General features: G+C 67.4%; 13 protein-coding genes. 6 read left to right on the forward strand and 7 right to left on the reverse strand.

Annotated elements, in window-relative coordinates; all coding sequences use genetic code 11:
• Window positions 1-41: 41 nt before the first annotated feature.
• Window positions 42-1136: a M48 family metallopeptidase gene (locus tag JWS13_RS28000; RefSeq protein ID WP_206008673.1), complete on the reverse strand. Its 1095-nt coding sequence runs from the start codon at window positions 1134-1136 to the stop codon at window positions 42-44.
• A 335-nt stretch (window positions 1137-1471) separates the two neighbouring features.
• Here JWS13_RS28000 and JWS13_RS28005 point away from each other — a divergent pair, with 335 nt between their 5' ends.
• Window positions 1472-3814 carry a transketolase-like TK C-terminal-containing protein gene (locus tag JWS13_RS28005; RefSeq protein WP_241032344.1) on the forward strand — a complete coding sequence of 781 codons (2343 nt, stop codon included), beginning with the start codon at window positions 1472-1474 and terminating at the stop codon, window positions 3812-3814.
• 17 nt (window positions 3815-3831) lie between these two features.
• Window positions 3832-5004: an NAD(P)/FAD-dependent oxidoreductase gene (locus JWS13_RS28010; protein WP_206008676.1), complete on the forward strand. Its 1173-nt coding sequence runs from the start codon at window positions 3832-3834 to the stop codon at window positions 5002-5004.
• A 75-nt stretch (window positions 5005-5079) separates the two neighbouring features.
• On the opposite strand, the gene JWS13_RS28015 is transcribed toward JWS13_RS28010, so the two are convergent.
• Window positions 5080-6330: a helix-turn-helix transcriptional regulator gene (locus JWS13_RS28015; protein WP_206011752.1), complete on the reverse strand. Its 1251-nt coding sequence runs from the start codon at window positions 6328-6330 to the stop codon at window positions 5080-5082.
• A gap of 191 nt (window positions 6331-6521) precedes the next feature.
• Between JWS13_RS28015 and hxlB the strand changes: the two genes are divergently transcribed.
• Window positions 6522-7103 (forward strand): 6-phospho-3-hexuloisomerase, encoded by a 582-nt coding sequence (hxlB, locus tag JWS13_RS28020; protein WP_206008677.1) that lies wholly within the window; start codon window positions 6522-6524, stop codon window positions 7101-7103.
• A gap of 47 nt (window positions 7104-7150) precedes the next feature.
• Window positions 7151-7780 (forward strand): 3-hexulose-6-phosphate synthase, encoded by a 630-nt coding sequence (gene hxlA, locus JWS13_RS28025; protein WP_206008679.1) that lies wholly within the window; start codon window positions 7151-7153, stop codon window positions 7778-7780.
• 175 nt (window positions 7781-7955) lie between these two features.
• Here hxlA and zwf read toward each other — a convergent pair whose 3' ends face one another.
• The gene (gene zwf / locus JWS13_RS28030) at window positions 7956-9500 is read right to left on the reverse strand and encodes a glucose-6-phosphate dehydrogenase (RefSeq protein WP_241032346.1); all 1545 of its coding nucleotides are present in this window, start codon (window positions 9498-9500) and stop codon (window positions 7956-7958) included.
• A gap of 47 nt (window positions 9501-9547) precedes the next feature.
• Here zwf and gnd point away from each other — a divergent pair, with 47 nt between their 5' ends.
• Complete coding sequence (gene gnd, locus JWS13_RS28035) at window positions 9548-10603, forward strand: phosphogluconate dehydrogenase (NAD(+)-dependent, decarboxylating) (protein ID WP_259375276.1); 1056 nt, start codon at window positions 9548-9550, stop codon at window positions 10601-10603.
• 3 nt (window positions 10604-10606) lie between these two features.
• Window positions 10607-12274: a glucose-6-phosphate isomerase gene (gene pgi, locus JWS13_RS28040; protein WP_241032347.1), complete on the forward strand. Its 1668-nt coding sequence runs from the start codon at window positions 10607-10609 to the stop codon at window positions 12272-12274.
• Between the two features lie 21 nt (window positions 12275-12295).
• Here pgi and JWS13_RS28045 read toward each other — a convergent pair whose 3' ends face one another.
• From JWS13_RS28045 to glsA, 4 genes are all read right to left on the reverse strand, one after another.
• On the reverse strand, window positions 12296-12703 hold the full coding sequence (locus JWS13_RS28045; protein WP_206008681.1) for a hypothetical protein: 408 nt from the start codon (window positions 12701-12703) through the stop codon (window positions 12296-12298).
• A 49-nt stretch (window positions 12704-12752) separates the two neighbouring features.
• Window positions 12753-14183: an aldehyde dehydrogenase family protein gene (locus JWS13_RS28050; protein WP_206008682.1), complete on the reverse strand. Its 1431-nt coding sequence runs from the start codon at window positions 14181-14183 to the stop codon at window positions 12753-12755.
• A 148-nt stretch (window positions 14184-14331) separates the two neighbouring features.
• Complete coding sequence (locus JWS13_RS28055) at window positions 14332-15975, reverse strand: MFS transporter (RefSeq protein ID WP_206008683.1); 1644 nt, start codon at window positions 15973-15975, stop codon at window positions 14332-14334.
• A complete protein-coding gene (glsA, locus tag JWS13_RS28060; protein WP_124391443.1) occupies window positions 15972-16985 on the reverse strand; it encodes a glutaminase A in 1014 nt (337 codons plus the stop codon). Before glsA ends, JWS13_RS28055 begins: the two co-directional genes overlap by 4 nt.
• Window positions 16986-17090: the final 105 nt, after the last annotated feature.

The raw sequence follows: 17090 nt of genomic DNA on the forward strand, positions 1-17090 counted from the left end.
GGGCGCGCACTAATCGCGCCCGGCCGACCGGCGGCTTCCGGTCAGTTGTCGCTGTCGTTGTTGCCCTCGGAGTCCCTCTTGCCGTCGGAGTTCCGGCGCCAGTGGGTGAACCGATCCTTGATATCGGCCGCGACGTCGCCGACACCGTTGCCGACGGCGTCGACGGTGGTGCCCAGTCCGCTGCCGATCTCGCGAAGCATGCGGATCAGCGGGTCGTTGGACGCGTCGAAATTCTGCTTGTACGTCTTCGCTGCCTTGCGGAACTCTTCGCTGATCTTGGCGTCGTCGTCCTCGTGCCGGCGCGGATATTCGCCGCGCAGGATCGCCGCGTAGGCGCCGCTGTCCACCCACTTCTTCAACTCGGCGGCCCGCAGCACCGAGAACGGGTGGGCGAGCAGTTCGATGTTGAGGAGCTTGAGGACGCCGTCGCGGAGGTCACCGCTGGCCTCGTATTCGGCGGCCTGGGCCAGGAACGCGTCGGTGTCGATCTCACTCACCCGGGAACCGCCGGCCAGCTTCAGCTGCACGCGGAGTGCGGTGTGGACGTCCTGCCCGCACAGCAATCCGGCACGGTCGCCGGACAGTTCGGACTTACGCTGCCATTCCATGAGCGCGGCGATGATCGCGCGCAACGCCCACCCGCCGATGGGCATCCAGCCGATGGTCCCGGCCAGCCGCATCAGATGCATGAGGATCGTGCGATACACCGCGTGCCCGGACAGCGCGTGACCGAGTTCGTGACCGATGACGAACCGCTGCTCTTCGTAGTTCATCGCGTCGAGCAACCCGGTGGTGACCACGATGAACGGCCGGTCCATGCCGATGGTGAAGGCATTCACCACCGGGGTCTGCAGCACGAACAGCTCAGGGGTCTCGTCGGCACCGAGGATCCGCACACAGTCGCTGCGGAGGTCGTGGAGATCGCTGAACTGCCGTTCGTCGACGCGCACCGACGTGGCCAGGTACATCAGCCGGTGCTGACGTTCCTGCAGCAGACCCGAGATGGTCCGGAAGACGGTGTCGAACCCCTTCAGCGTGCGCAGGGTGACAAGCGCCGCCCGGTCCGCGGGGTGCTCCCACGCGCGCGAACTGATGTCCGGGAACGCCGTGCGAACGCGGTCTGGTGTGGTGGTCAAATCGATCCCCCTGAGTTGGTGTGCGCGGTGAACAGCCCTCCCGGTCAGGGTAGCGCCGGGCGGTATCGACGGCGGTCGTGCTGGGCATTTTGCCAACCGTCGGCCGCGGCGTCGGCTCCGAAAATGCGCAGGATGCTCAAACTTGAGCATTGGTATTGCTCAAAGTGCGTTCCGATGTTCGACTGTTGTGAGAGATCTGCACACAGGACCTCGAAGATGCGGTGAGGTTGGTTCCCACAGGTCCGCCTGCCCGTCACCGCCGATCCGCCTCGCTCACGAACTGGGCCGAGGAGGATCGGATCCGGTGCCAGGAACTCACAGGCAAGGACGAAACCATGAACGACGCCCGCACGATCGATGCCCACACGAACCAACTCGCCCCGCGCTCGATCACTCCGGAAGCACTCGTCGAGATCGAGCAGCGGGTGTTGTGGTTGGCGACGTCGATGATCCACCACGCCAACCGGGTTCGCCCGAACCCGACCGGGCTGAAGGTCGGTGGGCATCAGGCGTCGTGTGCGTCGATCGCGACGATCATGACCTCGCTGTGGTTCGAACAACTCCGGCCGGGGGACCGGGTGTCGGTGAAACCGCACGCATCGCCGGTGCTGCACTCCATCAACTACCTGCTGGGGGAGTTGGATGAGAAGTACCTGACGACGTTGCGGGAGTTCGGTGGCCTGCAGTCCTACCCGTCGCGGGCGAAAGATCCGGATCCGGTGGACTATTCGACCGGCTCCGTCGGGATCGGTGCGACGGCCCCGATCTGGGGTGCCATCGCCCGACGGTACGTCGACACCACCATCGGCGGCGCCGGCACGGGCCGGCAGTACTCCCTGGTCGGGGACGCGGAACTGGACGAGGGCGCGGTGTGGGAGGCGATCCTCGACACCTCGGTCGCCGAACTCGGGGAGATCGTGTGGATCGTCGATTTGAACCGGCAGTCGCTGGACCGGGTGGTCCCCAACATCGCCGCCGGCCGGCTCGAGGCGATGTTCTCCGCCGCCGGGTGGCAGGTGCTGACCGTGAAGTTCGGGACGCTGCTGGAGTCGTTGTTCACCCGGGCGGGTGGTCCGGCGCTGCGGTCGCGGATTTTGGATATGCCGAACCCGGAGTATCAGCGGCTGCTGCGCTGCGGCGCCGAGGAACTGCGCCGTCGTTTGCCCGGCGACGGCATTGACGCTTCGGCGATCGCGGCCCTGATCGCCGAGTTGGATGACGACACCCTGCTGCGGGCGATCCGCAACCTCGGCGGGCACGATCTCGACGCCCTCCGGGCGGCGTACGCGCGGATCGACGACACCCGCCCGACGGTGATCATCGCCTACACCATCAAGGGCCGCGCCCTGCCGACGCAGGGGCATCCGCAGAATCACTCGTCGCTGCTGACGGTGGAGCAATACCAGCAGTTGGCGGCCGAGTTGGGGATGGACCCGAACGATCCGTGGGCGCGGTTCGCCGCCGATAGTGTGCCCGGTCGGGTGTGCGCGGCCACCGCGGAGACGTTGACGCGCAAGAAGGTCGAACTCGCCACCCCGCCGTCGGTCCCCGCGGACATCGGGCGCACCCCGTCGGGGACGTCCACGACGCAGGCGGCGCTGGGGCGGGCGCTGCTGGATCTGTCCCGTCAGGCCCCGGACGCGGCGAAGCGGGTGGTCACGGTCAGCCCGGACGTGTCGTCGACGACGAACCTGGCGGGCTGGCTGAACAAGGTCGGGGTGTGGTCACCGAACGAGCGGCGCAACTGGTTCGACGACGACGCCGAGACGATCATGCACTGGCGGGAGAAGCCGACCGGGCAGCACATGGAGTTGGGGATCGCCGAGACCAACCTGGTCGGGTTGATGGGCGAGCTCGGCGCCACCTGGAGCCGGTGGGGGCAGCCGCTGTTCCCGATCGGGGTGATGTACGACCCGTTCGTCGAACGGGCCCTCGAACCGTGGTCGTACGGGATTTATGCGGGCGGGCAGTCGATCCTGGTCGGCACCCCCTCCGGTGTGACCCTGGCCGCGGAGGGTGGGGCGCATCAGTCGATCAAGACGCCGTCGATCGGGCTCGAGCAGCCGGGGTGTGTGAGTTTCGAGCCGGCGTTCGCGATCGACACCGAATGGACGTTGCTCGACGGTATTGGCCGGTTGGGTCGCCCGGATGGGTCGTCGTCGTATCTGCGGCTCTCGACCCGGCCGGTGGATCAGACCCTGGCGAATGTGCCGTCGGATCCGGCGGCGCGGGAGCGTCGCCGCCGGCAGGTGGTGGCGGGGGCGTACAGCCTGCGGCATGCGGAGCGGCCGGTGGTGACGTTGGTGGGGATGGGTGCGGTGATCACCGAAACCCTGATTGCGGCGGACCGGTTGGCGGAGCAGGGCATTGCTGCGGATGTGGTGTGTGTGACCAGTGCGGGACTGTTGTTCGAGGCGGTGCAGGCGCGGCGTGGTCTGACCGAGGGGTCGTCGTGGATTTTGGATCAGGTGTTCCCGGCGGGGCGGGCGGCGCCGATGGTGACCGTTCTGGACGGGCACCCGCACACTTTGGCGTTCCTGACCGGCATCAACCAGGTGCCCGGGGCGGCGCTGGGGGTCAGCAGGTTCGGGCAGGTCGGGTCCCTCGACGAGGTGTACCGGTATCACGGTATCGACACCGACAGCATCGTCCGCGCCGCCCTCGACCTCACCGACTGAAAGCTGCCGTGTCCGTCGTGGATTCACGGTGCGCGTGGGACGATGACCCGGTCGTGGCGGCGTGGGCCGGGTTGCCGCGGTTGGAATCACGCGTGACCGCGGATGCGTGCGTCGTCGGGCTCGGTGGTTCCGGTCTCGCCGCCGTCGAGGAACTGACGGCCCGCGGACTCACGGTCGTCGGCCTCGATTCCGGTCGCGTTGCCTCGGGCGCGGCCGGACGGAACGGCGGATTCCTGCTGGGTGGTCCGGCGGTGTTCCTGCATTCGTCGGTCGCCGAGTGGGGTGCGGCGTCGGTGGACCTGTACCGGGCGACGCTCGCCGAACTCGACCACCTCGCCGACGTCCTGGGCCCCGACGTGATCACGCGAACCGGGTCGATCCGGCTGGCCGGACTCCCCGGCGATCCCGTCGACGACGCCGAGGCCGCCGAGCGGGCAGCAGAACTGAAGGACTGCGCCAACCTCGCACAGGCACTGCGGGACAATGACATCGCAGTCGAAACCTACGACGGGGAACTGGGGCAGGGGATATTCCTGCCCGACGACGCGGCGACGAACCCGTCGCGCCGAGTACTGGGTCTCGCATCGATACTGCGGAATTCGGCCAGTCTGTACGAGAATTCGCCGGTCACCGCACTCGAGCCCGGAGTCGTGCACACCGCGCACGGCACGGTGAGCGCACCGGTGATTCTGGTGGCCGTGGACGGGAGGCTCGAGCAGGTACTTCCGGAACTAGCCGGCCGAGTCCGCACCGCGCGACTGCAGATGCTCGGCACCGCACCCGGACTGCCGCCGCGGCTGCCGTGCCCTGTGTACGGGCGGTGGGGATACGACTACGCCCAGCAATCCGCCGACGGCCGACTGCTGGTCGGCGGTGGCCGCGACCTGTTTGCCGACGCCGAGTGGACGTCCGACACGGAGCCGACCCGGCCGGTGCAGTCCCACATCGAGAGGGTGGCCGAACGGATGGCCGGCCGACCGGTGTCGGTGACACGGAGATGGGCGGCGTCCGTCGGCTTCACTCCCGACGGTCGTCCCCTGTGCTGCGAGGTGCGTTCCGGCGTCTTCGCGGTCGGAGGGTACAACGGAACCGGCAACCTGGTCGGGCCCGTCGCCGCCCGGGCCGCGGTCGCACTGGCGCTGGACGGAATCGCGCCGCCGAGCTATCTGGTTGCGTCGGTGGCCAACTGAATCCGACGCCTCTGCCACCCACCGGGCTCGCCGCGCTGATCGACACCCTCACCGCGATCTACGCTGACGCGTCGCCTAGCGGCGCGCGCCGGTGACCATCGTCGCGTCGGGCGAAATGCCGGCGCGAATTCCGATCGCACCGGCCTCGCCGCGGTTGGTGACGTCGAGTTTCTGCAGCACGCTGGCGACGTGAAACTTGACCGTGCTCTCGCTGATGCCCAGTTCGGAGGCGATGGCCTTGTTGCGTTTGCCGACCGTCAGGTGCGCGAGGACTTCGAGTTCCCGGGGATTGAGGGTGGACAACAGGTGCTCGTCCGGGCGAGCGGCCGGGGGATCCAGCGGAATCACGAGCGACACCCGACTACCCCACCCGGCGATGCTCTCGATGTCGACGCGGCCGCGCAGGGTGTGTAGTCGCCCGGCCAGTTGCCTGGTGAGGGCGCTGCCGTCGATCGCTCCGGAGCCCTGGTCGCGAACTTCGAGCAGCACGTTGTCGCCGTCGCAGTCCCATGCGACCCGTAGCCGGGCCAGCACCGGTTGCGCCCCGAACGCCAGGACGATGGTGCGGACCATGGCCCTGGCCGCATGCGCGATCTCGCCCGGGAGCGGTCGCCCGTCCGCCGGGGGCTCGACGTAGTCGATCTCGACCTCGCAATGCCGCAGCAGCGGACGTAGCTCTCCCTGTAACCGGGCGAACGCGGTGGTCACCGCCTCCTCGGAGAGGGCGCGGTCGGCGTCGCCCGCCGACCGCAGCGCGATCAACGCCGCCGACGCCGTCTCACTCGCGGTGATGCGGGAGCGGCGATCGTCGAGGTCGTTGGATCGCAGTGTCCCCAGGATCGAGGACAGGGTGGCGTCGTGAATTTCGGTGAGTTCGGCGATGGTGCGGGCCCGTTCACTGGACGCGGCGCGGGACTCGGCGAGGTAGTCGGGGCTGGCCTGCGCGACCTGCTGACGGATCGAGGTGGCGACGAACCCGAACAGGGCGACGATCAGGTCCGGGTCGGGCGGTTCCGGTTGCACCCTCTTCGGCACGATGACCAGCAAGGTGTCGGTGGCATCGCGCACCACCCAGAGCGGGCGCCGGGCCCCTCCGAGAATGTGGACCCCGTCGACAACCGTGCCGAGGTCGGTCGACTTCTTCAGGGCGTCGAGTTCGTCGATGGTGACGCGGTCGACGATCTCCCGGTTCCCGGCGACCTTCCGTGGTCGCCCGGTGCATTCACACGTGAAGATCACCAGCGCCTCATGGGACCACAGCGAGGTCAGATACCGGGAGAAGCGCGCCGCGATGTCCGGCAGCGGGCCCGTGATCACCGCGCGCATGTCCGCCCACGACTGCGCTTGCTTCCGATCGGTGTCCTCGACGCTTACCACGGGATCCACCGTAGGGCCGATCGGTGTGCGGCGGCACTGGCCATCCGGCCAGCGCGCACTCGTCGAGCGACCGGGTGCCGTCGCGGTGCGGGCTCGGCAATCTTGTCTCCACGACCGGACCCGCTATACCGAGGAGGATCATGACCGTCACCATCGAAGACACTCGAACACGGTTCGACGATGGGCGTCGCATCGTGCTGAACGAGAACGAGCGGCTGCTCAATTCCGTTGCCGCCGAACAGTGGGACCGTGCCGGCGCGCTGATCACCTCTGCCAGCGCGGTGTTCGTGATCGGCAACGGACGCAGCGGCCTGGCCGTGCAGATGGCCGCGATGCGCCTGATGCACCTCGGCCTGCGCGTCCACGTGGCCGGTGAGGTCACCGCCCCCGCCGTCGGATCGGGCGACGTCCTGATTGCCGTGTCGGGGTCCGGGACCACCGCCTCGGTCATCGGCGCCGCCGACACCGCCCGGAAGGTCGGCGCCTCCGTCGTCGCGGTCACCACCGCCGCCGAGTCGCCGCTCGCGCAGCGGGCCGACGAGATCCTCGTGCTCCCGGCGGCCGACAAGCAGGACCACAGCGCCGCCATCACCGCGCAGTACGCGGGCAGCCTGTTCGAGCAGTCCGTCCTCCTCGCCTTCGACGCGCTGTTCCAGGCGCTGTGGTCGCACGCGGACCAGACCGCCGAACGGCTGTGGGAACGCCACGCCAACATCGGCTGAACCAGCACCACCCTCTGAACCCCCAAAGAAAGAAACAGGAGAAATACATGACGAAGCTGCAGGTAGCAGTCGACCTTCTCACCACCGCCGACGCGCTGGCCCTGACCAACAAGGTCGCCCCGTACGTCGACATCATCGAACTGGGCACCCCGCTGATCAAGAGCGCCGGCCTCAGTGCCATCAGCGCGATCAAGGCTGCGCACCCGGACAAGGAGGTCTTCGCCGACCTCAAGACCGCCGACGCCGGTTTCCTGGAGGCCGACCTCGCGTTCTCCGCCGGTGCCGACCTGGTCACCGTCCTCGGTGCCGCTGGTGATGCCACCATCAAGGGTGCTGTCGAGGCCGGTCAGAAGCACGGCAAGAAGGTCGTCGCCGACCTGATCGGTGTCGAGAACCGTGTCGAGCGGGCCCGCGAGATCGCCAAGCTCGGTGTCGCGTTCGTCGAGATCCACGCCGGTCTCGACGAGCAGGCCCAGCCCGGCTACTCCATCCAGACCCTGCTCGACGACGGCAAGATCGCCGGCGTCCCGTTCTCGGTCGCCGGTGGCGTGAAGGTCGACACCATCAAGGCCGTGCGCGATGCAGGTGCCGATGTCGCCGTCGCCGGTGGCGCCATCTACAGCGCTGCCGACCCGGCCGCTGCAGCGAAGGCACTCAAGGACGCACTCACCAAGTAGTCTTCCGACACCCGAAATACCCTGAGCAGGATCGCTGCTCAGGGTATTTCGCGTGTCCGGGAACGACAAAAGACAGGTGAGCGGCAAAGCGTGCCGGGGCACACTTTGCCACGCACGTGGGGCGCACAAGGTCCGGTCGACCCTCATCGGGTCGACCGGACCAGTGCGCTGAAACCTAGAGCGTGCGCCACACCCGGCCGGAGCGGCTCAGGATGTCGTCGGCGGAAGCGGGGCCCGAGGTGCCCGCCGGGTAGGTATCCGGCCCGCCGTGCGTGGCCCAGTGCTGCAGCAGGGGGTCGATGATCCGCCAGGAGTGCTCGACTTCCGCGCGGCGGGGGAACAGTGTTCCGTCCCCGCGGAGGACGTCACCGATCAGCCGCTCATATGCCTCCGGCGCCGGATCGAACACCGACCGGAAGTCCATGCCCAAGCTCACCGGCTGGATCTGCATGCCACCGCCCGGGCGCTTGGCGCCGATGTGCAATTCGATCCCGTCGTCGGGTTGGACGCGGAAGACCAGCACGTTCGAGACCCCGGCGGCGCGGGCCGCGGGCGACCCGTGAGCGGGCGGCGTGAACGTGACCGCAATCTCGGTGGTCCTGCGCGCCAGCCGTTTTCCGGTGCGGATGTAGAACGGCACCCCCGCCCAGCGGCGGGTGGTGATCCCGACGGTCAGGGCGGCGAAGGTTTCGGTCGCCGAGTCGGCAGGGAACCCGTCCTCCTCCGTCAGACCCGGAACCAGAACGGTGTCGTCGATGCCGGGCCCGTACTGGCCGCGGGCCGACGTCTCATCCAGGGGGCCGAGTAGCTCGGTGGCGGAAAGGATCTTGACCTTCTCGGCGGCGATGCTGTCGGCGTCGAAGCCGACGGGTTCCTCCATCGCGATCAACGCCAGCAACTGGAGCAGGTGGTTCTGGATGACGTCGCGGGCGGCGCCGACGCCGTCGTAATAGCCGGCCCGTCCGGTCACGCCGACACTCTCGGCCATCGTGATCTGCACGTGGTCGATGTGCCGGTTGTTCCACAGCGGTTCGAACATCCCGTTCGCGAACCGCAGCGCGAGGATGTTCTGTACCGTTTCCTTGCCCAGGTAGTGGTCGATGCGGTAGATCGACGACGGCGGAAAATGCTGGGCCAGTACGACCTCGAGCGCCCGGGAGCTCGGCAGGTCGTGACCGAACGGCTTCTCGACCACCACCCGTCGCCACCCGTGTGTGGGCCGGTTCAACCCGACGACCGCAAGCTGGCCGCACACGGTGGCGAACGCGGAGGGCGGGACCGACAGGTAAAAGGCGTAATTGTCCGGCTTGCCGCGGCGCTGATCGAGGACGGTCAACAGCGAAGCCAGCCGCGTGAATGCGCCCGGATCGTCGAACGACCCCTCGACCAGATGGATCCGCTGCGTCAGGGCCTGCCAGACCGCGGGGTCGAACGGCCGCCGCGCGTGAGCGATCACCGACTCCCGCAACACCGGCTCGCTCCGCGAGGTGTCGCGGGCGAATCCGACGAGGTCGAACCCCGCGGGTAGCTGACCACAATGAGCGAGATCGTAGATGGCGGGAACCAGTTTCTTGCGGGCCAGATCACCGGTGATGCCGAAGATCACCAGCGAAGACAAGTCGGCCACGGGGCCGATGTCACCGATCACCAGTTCCCCGCCGACGCGGCCACCGACCTCGCTTGCGAGCGGGACGCTCTGCTGCACTTCAGACACGGTCACTTCTGCTGCACTCCGTACATTCGCTCCTCGACAGGCGCATTCAGACAATGCGTCGGCTATCAGTGTCGGAGCGGCGAGCCGCGAAAGCACTTGGCCGGGCGACCAGTAGCGGCTCCCCATCCGGTCAGGTGAACCGGGCGTCGCACGGTACTACACATAGAGCAGGTACTCGACGGATCGACGGCGAAAGTGAAACGGTGACGATGAAACTCGGTTTGGTAGGGCTCGGTCGGATGGGATCGAACATGCGCGAACGTCTGCGTGAGAAGGGGCACGACGTCCTCGGCTACGATCCGAATCCCGACGTCAGCGACGTCCGCAGCCTCGAGGAACTCGTCGAGGCCCTTCCCGAACCCCGGGCTGTGTGGGTGATGGTGCCTGCCGGCGCGCCCACCCGTCAGGTGATCGAGCACCTCTCCCGGCTCCTCGCCCCCGGCGACGTGGTCGTCGACGGCGGCAACTCCCGGTTCACCGACGACAAGGTGAACGCAGCCCTGCTCGCCGAATACGACGTCCGCTACGTCGACTGCGGCGTCTCCGGCGGCGTCTGGGGACGTCAGAACGGGTATGCCCTGATGGCCGGTGGCCACGAAGAGGACATCACAAGGCTGCTACCGATTTTCGACGCCCTCCGTCCCGACGGGGACCGTGCGGACTCGTTCGTCCATGCCGGCGGCATCGGCGCCGGGCACTACGCGAAGATGGTGCACAACGGGATCGAATACGGGCTCATGCAGGCGTACGCCGAAGGCTACGAACTCCTCGCGGCCGAAGAATCCATCGCCGACGTCCCGGCGGTGCTGCGGGCCTGGTCGCAGGGCACCGTGGTGCGCTCCTGGCTGTTGGACCTCCTCGTCCAGGCCCTGTCCGAAGACCCGGGGCTGAGCTCGATCTCCGGGTACACCGAGGACTCGGGTGAGGGCCGGTGGACCGTCGAGGAGGCGATCGCCCACGCCGTCCCCGCCCCCGTGATCACCGCGGCACTGTTCTCCCGGTTCGCGTCCCGTCAGGACGACTCCCCGGCGATGAAGGCGGTCTCCGCGCTGCGCCGGCAGTTCGGTGGGCACGCCGTCCGCAGCGCCGAGCCTGTCGAGGTCGCGTGACCCGTGACCGCGACGTCCGTATCACCGAGCATCACAGCGTTTCTCGAATGGCAACGGCTGCAGGACCACTACAGTGACATCGCCTCGGTGCATCTGAGGGAATTGTTCGGCACCGACCCCCGGCGCGGCGCGGATCTGACGGTCACCGCCGGTGATCTGTTCATCGACTACAGCATGAGCCGCATCGACCGCGACACGGTGCCGCTGCTCGCCGCGCTGGCTCGTGCCGCCGGCCTCGAGGACCACCGCGACTGCATGCTTCGCGGAAACCAGGTCAACACCACGGAGAACCGGCCCGCCCTGCACACCGCGTTGCGGCTGCCGCCATCTGCGGAACTGTCTGTGGATGGGCGCGACGTCGTCGCCGACGTGCATCGGGTGCTCGACCGGATGGCCGACTTCACCGACCGGGTGCGCAGCGGCCGGTGGCGGGGTGCCACCGGCCGGCGCATCACCACCGTCGTCAACATCGGAATCGGCGGCTCCGACCTCGGCCCGCGGATGGTGTGCCAGGCGCTGCGCCCCTACTCCCACCCCGATCTGTCGGTGCGGTTCGTCTCCAACGTCGATCCGGCAGACCTGCTGGCTGCCCTCGACGGCCTCGACCCCGCGACCACCCTGTTCGTCGTCGCGTCGAAGACCTTCACGACGATCGAGACCCTTACCAATGCCACTGCGGCCCGGTCCTGGGTCACCGGCGCGCTCGGGGAGGATGCGGTCGACCGGCATTTCGTCGCCGTGTCCACCAACGCGGCGAAGGTGGCCGAGTTCGGCATCGACCCGGCCAACATGTTCGAGTTCTGGGACTGGGTCGGCGGCCGCTACTCGATCGGCTCGGCAATCGGCCTGCCGGTGATGCTCGCGATCGGACGAGGTGCGTTCGGCGACTTCCTCGCCGGCATGCACACCGTGGACCGGCATTTCGCGACGACGCCGCTCGAGTCGAACGCACCGGTTCTGCTCGCTCTGCTGGGCTTCTGGTATTCGAACTTCTTCGTCGCCGAGACCCGGGCGGTCCTGCCCTACGCCAACGACCTCGCAGCCCTGCCCGCGTATCTGCAGCAACTCGCGATGGAATCGAACGGCAAGTCCGTGCAGCTGAACGGAACGCCGACCGACGTCTCCACCGGGGCGATCTGGTGGGGTGAGCCCGGCACCAACGGGCAGCACGCCTTCTACCAGCTCCTGCACCAGGGCACCCGCCTGGTCCCGGTCGACTTCCTCGGATTCGCCGAACCGGCCGGCGATCTGCCGCTGAGCGACGGCAGCGGCAGCATGCATGACGTTCTGGTCAGTAACCTGCTCGCCCAGCGCAGAGTACTCGCATTCGGCCGTACCCCCGCGGATCTCGCCGCCGACGGGGTCCGCGAAGACCTGATTCCCCACAAGGTGATGGCGGGGAACCGTCCGTCGACCACAATTCTCGCGCCCGAGCTGAGTCCCGGCGTGCTCGGCCAGCTGATCGCGCTCTACGAGCACCAGGTCTTCACCGAAGGTGTGCTGGCCAACATCAATTCGTTCGACCAGTGGGGCGTCGAACTCGGCAAGGATCAAGCCCTGCAACTACACCGGGCAGTCGGTGGGGACGGGGTCGCCGAGGGAGTGGACAGTTCCACCGAATCGATCGTGCAGTGGTACCGGGCAATCCGCGACGGCTCCCCGCGGACGTGATCGATGGTGCTCCGATGAGTGTCAGCGCATCATCTCGCTCCGGATGGCGTCCTGGACCTTCCCGCGAGTCGCAGCGATGCTGCCCGCCATCGCGGCGAGATCTGCGCTTCGGTTGAACGACTCGGTGTGTTGCGACAGCTCCTCGAGTTGTCGCAACACGTCCGGGCCCGCGACGACCTTCGCCTGGCTGAGCAGGCCGTCCAATTCCTCGGTTCCGATTGCCTCCACCTCCGCAGCGAGATTCGGAGCCCCCGAATGTGCTTGTGCTGCGAGGCGGGACGTCGCTCGCAGCAGTTCTGCATAGATGGCGAGCCGCAGTTTCATGAGCTGGTCTTTCCGCGCATTCTTGCTGCGCAGGCGTTCCGCGATCCACGGTGAGACAGCCGTGCCGATTATCCCGGCGATGCCCATCCACATGATCGGATTCACGATCCGTCCCTCCAGTGCATCTGTCGTGCCGAATTCGGAACGCTCCCGCTCAGTCCTCGTTGTCGCCGAAGATGGCCTTGGCTTCGAGGTACTCGGCGAGGCCGAATTTGCCGAACTCGCGGCCGTTCCCCGATTGTTTGTAGCCGCCGAAGGGCGCATCGAAGGCCAGCGGTGCCCCGTTGACGTGGACCATCCCGGTTCGCAGTTTCCGGGCGACGTTCCGTGCGCGCTGTGGATCGCGCGAGGAGACCATGCCCGAGAGCCCGTACGTGGTGTCGTTCGCGATGCGGATTGCGTCGGCCTCGTCCTCGTAGCCGATCAACATCATCACGGGACCGAAGATCTCCTCCCGTGCGATGGTCATGTCGTTCGTGACGTTCGCAAAGACGGTGGGCCGGACGAAGTATCCGGCGGAGAGTCCGTCCGGGCGGCCGACACCGCCTGCGACGAGCGTTGCGCCCTCGTCGATGCCCGTCTGGATCAGACGCTGAACCTTGTCGAATTGTGCTTGTGACACAAGGGGACCCACGGTCGTTCCCTCGGCGTCGGGAGGCCCGACGACGATATTCTCGGCAGCCGCCTTCGCGATCGCGCAGGCTTCGTTCATGCGGTCCGACGGGACCAGGATCCGAGAGCCCGCGTTACAGGACTGGCCCGCATTGACGACCACGCCCATCACGTCCCGGGTGATGACCTCGTCGAAGTCCGCGTCGACCAGCACGATGTTCGCCGACTTGCCGCCGAGTTCCTGCGCGACACGTTTCACGGTCGGTGCGGCATTCCGCGCGACGTCGACACCGGCGCGGGTCGATCCGGTGAACGACACCATGTCGACGTCCGGGTGCCTCGACAGGGCGGCGCCGACGGTAGGTCCGTCACCGTGAACAAGGTTGAACACACCGGCCGGGACACCCGCTTCGTGAAGGATCTCGGCGAAGATGATCGCATTGAGTGGCGCGATCTCGGACGGCTTCAGCACCATCGTGCAGCCGGCCGCCAGCGCGGGTGCGACTTTCGCGGCAATCTGATTGACGGGCCAATTCCACGGTGTGATGAACGCGCACACGCCGACCGGTTCGTGCACGACGGTTGTGGTGCCGACCTTCTCCTCGAATTCGTACCCGCGGAGCGCATCGAGGGCCGCGGCGAGGTGTGCCATGCCGCACGGCGCCTGAGCGGTCGCGGCGAGTCCCGCCGGTGCGCCCATCTCCCGGGTGATGGTCGTGGCGAGGTCGTTCATTCGCCGCCCGTAGACCTCGATGACCCTGCTCAGCAACTCGATTCGGTCGGCGCGTGTCGTCGACGCGTAACTGTCGAAGGCTGTGCGTGCGGCCGTGACGGCTCGGTCGACGTCCTTCTCGTCGCCCAGCGCGATGGAGGCGATGGCCTTCTCCGTCGCAGGGTTGACGACGTCGAGTGTGTCGGTGCCGATCGGCTCGACCCACTCGCCGTCGATGTAGAACTTGCGGGTGTTCTGCATGGTGCTCCCTCGTTGTCTGCCGTCCGGGTGTGTGCGGCATAGGACAACAATGGCTTCTCGCCGCTCGGACGTCTGTCCGCCGACGGGGCCTTCTCGAGGGTGAATGCGTTGTCCCCCGATCGGGGGACAACCCCGATGCGGGGCGGGTCTAGTCCTCGTGAGGGGAGGGGTCGGGGATCTCGTCCCTGCGGTAGTTGGGGAGCCTGCTCGCCGGCACCATGGCGATGGCGCTGAGCCCGGCCAGGGTGAGCAGCCCGATCTTGAGGGCGTCGAGTCGGGCGTCGATGTTGATCTGCACGGCGGCGTCGACCTGCACATCGGAGGCGGTGGTGGTGTCGAGGATCTCCTCGAGCCGGTCGTTGCTGATGAAGTTGATGTTGTCGAGGTCGACCTGTGCGACGAGGTCTTCGGGTAGGTCGACGTGACTGGCGACTGCCTGTCCGACGCCGATCGACAGCAGCGTCACCAGGAGCGCGCCTGCGAAGGCCGTGCCGACGGCGGACGCGAGGTTCTGGGTGGTGCCGCGTACCGACCCGACGTCGCCCGCGAGTTCCTTCGGGGCGGCTGTGACCAGCACGTTGAAGACGAGGGTGACGAGGGCGCCCTGTCCGATGCCGAAGACGATGAGCCCGAGGATGGTCGGGACGGTCTCCCAGTTGTTGGTCACCACGAACGAGAGCCAGATCAAGGCGCCGGTGGTCAGCGCGAAGGAGAAGCGGGCGATGACGCGGGGGCTGAACCGGCCGTAGAAGCGGACGACGAGCATGGCGGTGACGAACACGGTGATGTTGAACGGCATCATCGCCAGCGAGGTGTCGAACGGGGTTCGGCCCTGGACGATTTGAATGTAGAGGGGCACGGTGAAGTTCAGGGCCGCTTCGAGTGCGACGACGACGAACATCGCATACACGGCCGCGCGCTCGGTGGACGCCGACACCACCTCGAGGCTGATCAGGGGAACTCGGCCGCTGTCGGCGCGCCGTCGGGTCCAGACGAAGAACGCCTGCCCCAGGATGATTCCCAGCACGATCAGGACCGGGGCGCCGGAGACGCCGAGCACGCTGAAGGGTGCGGTGGGCGATGCCGTCAGCAGACCCCACGAGTTCAGATTGTTGAAACCCAGCGTCAGGGACATGACGGCGATACCGATGATGAACGCGCCGACGATGTCGATGCTGATGGCGTCGTTGCCGCGATCGGAGCGAAGCGTGAAGCTCAGCAGGAACACTGCGACGGCGACGACGATGAGGATGGCGAACACGGGCCGCCAGCCGACGAGAGTTCCCAGTGCACCACCGATCAGGAACGCGGACAGCCCGGAGAAGGCCCTCGCCGATCCGAGTGATCCGATCGCGGTCGCCTGCTGGGCGTCGCGATAGTTCTCGGCGATGAGGGCGACGAGGGCGGGCACGATGATCGCTGCCGCCGCCCCTGCGAGCGCTTGCGCCGCGATCACCCAGCCGATACTCGGCGAGAGAACCATCATCAGTTCCGCGACCGCGAACACGGCGACCATGACGCGGAAGATCAGCACCCAGCCGACTCGTTGTCCCAGCTTCGCGCCGACCATCACCAGCGCCGCGACCACCAGACCGTAGGTGACGATCGCGGTGCTCACCGTCGTCGGGGGAACACCGAAATCCTCGACCATGCCGCCCAGCGAAACCGGCAGCGCCGCGACGTTGAAGGACATGAGCACCTGCGCCAGGGCGAGTCCGATCATCGGACGCCACGACGCCTTCACCTGCTCGCTGGGATCACGCGGGCGGGACGTATCGGCGGGGATCGTCATGCTGACCTGCTTTCACGCGGAGGGTGGGGCCCGGACGCGAAGACGTTCAATCCGAGAGTCCGGGACAGGTAGGCAGTCGCCCGCTGCCCCCGAACGCTGTTGCCCGCGGAATCGAGTCGCGGGGAGAACGTGGCCAGCCCGGCCTTGCCCGGGGCGATCGTGACGATGCCGCCGGACACTCCGCTCTTTCCGGGCACACCGATCTCGAACAGCCATTCCCCGGAACGTTCGTAGAATCCGGTGGCGGCCAGCACCGACAGCGTGTCGCGGCAGATCGACTCGTCGACGACTCGTTCTCCCGTCACCGGGTTGACGCCGCCGTCGGCGAGAGTGGCGCCCATGATTGCGAGATCCCGGGTGTTCACCCGGAGTGAGCATTGTTTGGTGTAGACGTCGACGGCGTCCAGCGGGTCGACGTCCAGGCGGCCGTAGCTTTCGAGAAGCTGGGCGATTCCGCGGTTGCGCAGGTTCGTCGCCGCCTCCGATTCGTAGACGGTGACGTCGAGCGCCAACCGGCGCCCGGCGAAGCGGGAGAGACCGTCCTGGACGAACTCCCACTTCGCGGTGGGGGTGACCCCGGGAACGAGTGCGGTCGTCGCGATGGCGCCGGCGTTGACCATGGGATTCATCGGGTGGCCGTCGTTGAGTTCGAGGGCCACGACGGAATTGAACGCCAGGCCGGTGTTGTTCACCCCGATCCGTTCGCCCACCACCTCGTGGCCGATCTCCTGGCAGACGAGCGCGTACGTGAAGGCCTTGGAAATGGACTGGATCGAGAACTCGTGCGACGAGTCGCCGACGGCGTGCACACCCCCGTCGACCTCGGCGACGCAGATCCCGAACAGGTCGGGGTCGACTGCCGCGAGAATCGGGATGTAATCGGCCACGACTCCGCCCGTCGCGGCGGCAGCGCGCTCGTACGCGCCGTGCAGTAGCGACTCGACATCGTCCCAGCCGGGCAGAGCTCCCGTCGAGACCCGTTCCGGCACCCCGGTCACGTCCAACTCCATGGCCCCACCTCCGTCCTGACATTCTGACGCCGAAACACGTTCCTGTCCGGATAAGACCGGACACTGGTCGAGAAGGTGAGTGGAGCACGCGACCCTTGCCCGCCG

Source organism: Rhodococcus pseudokoreensis (assembly GCF_017068395.1).
Taxonomy (GTDB): Bacteria; Actinomycetota; Actinomycetes; order Mycobacteriales; family Mycobacteriaceae; genus Rhodococcus_F; species Rhodococcus_F pseudokoreensis.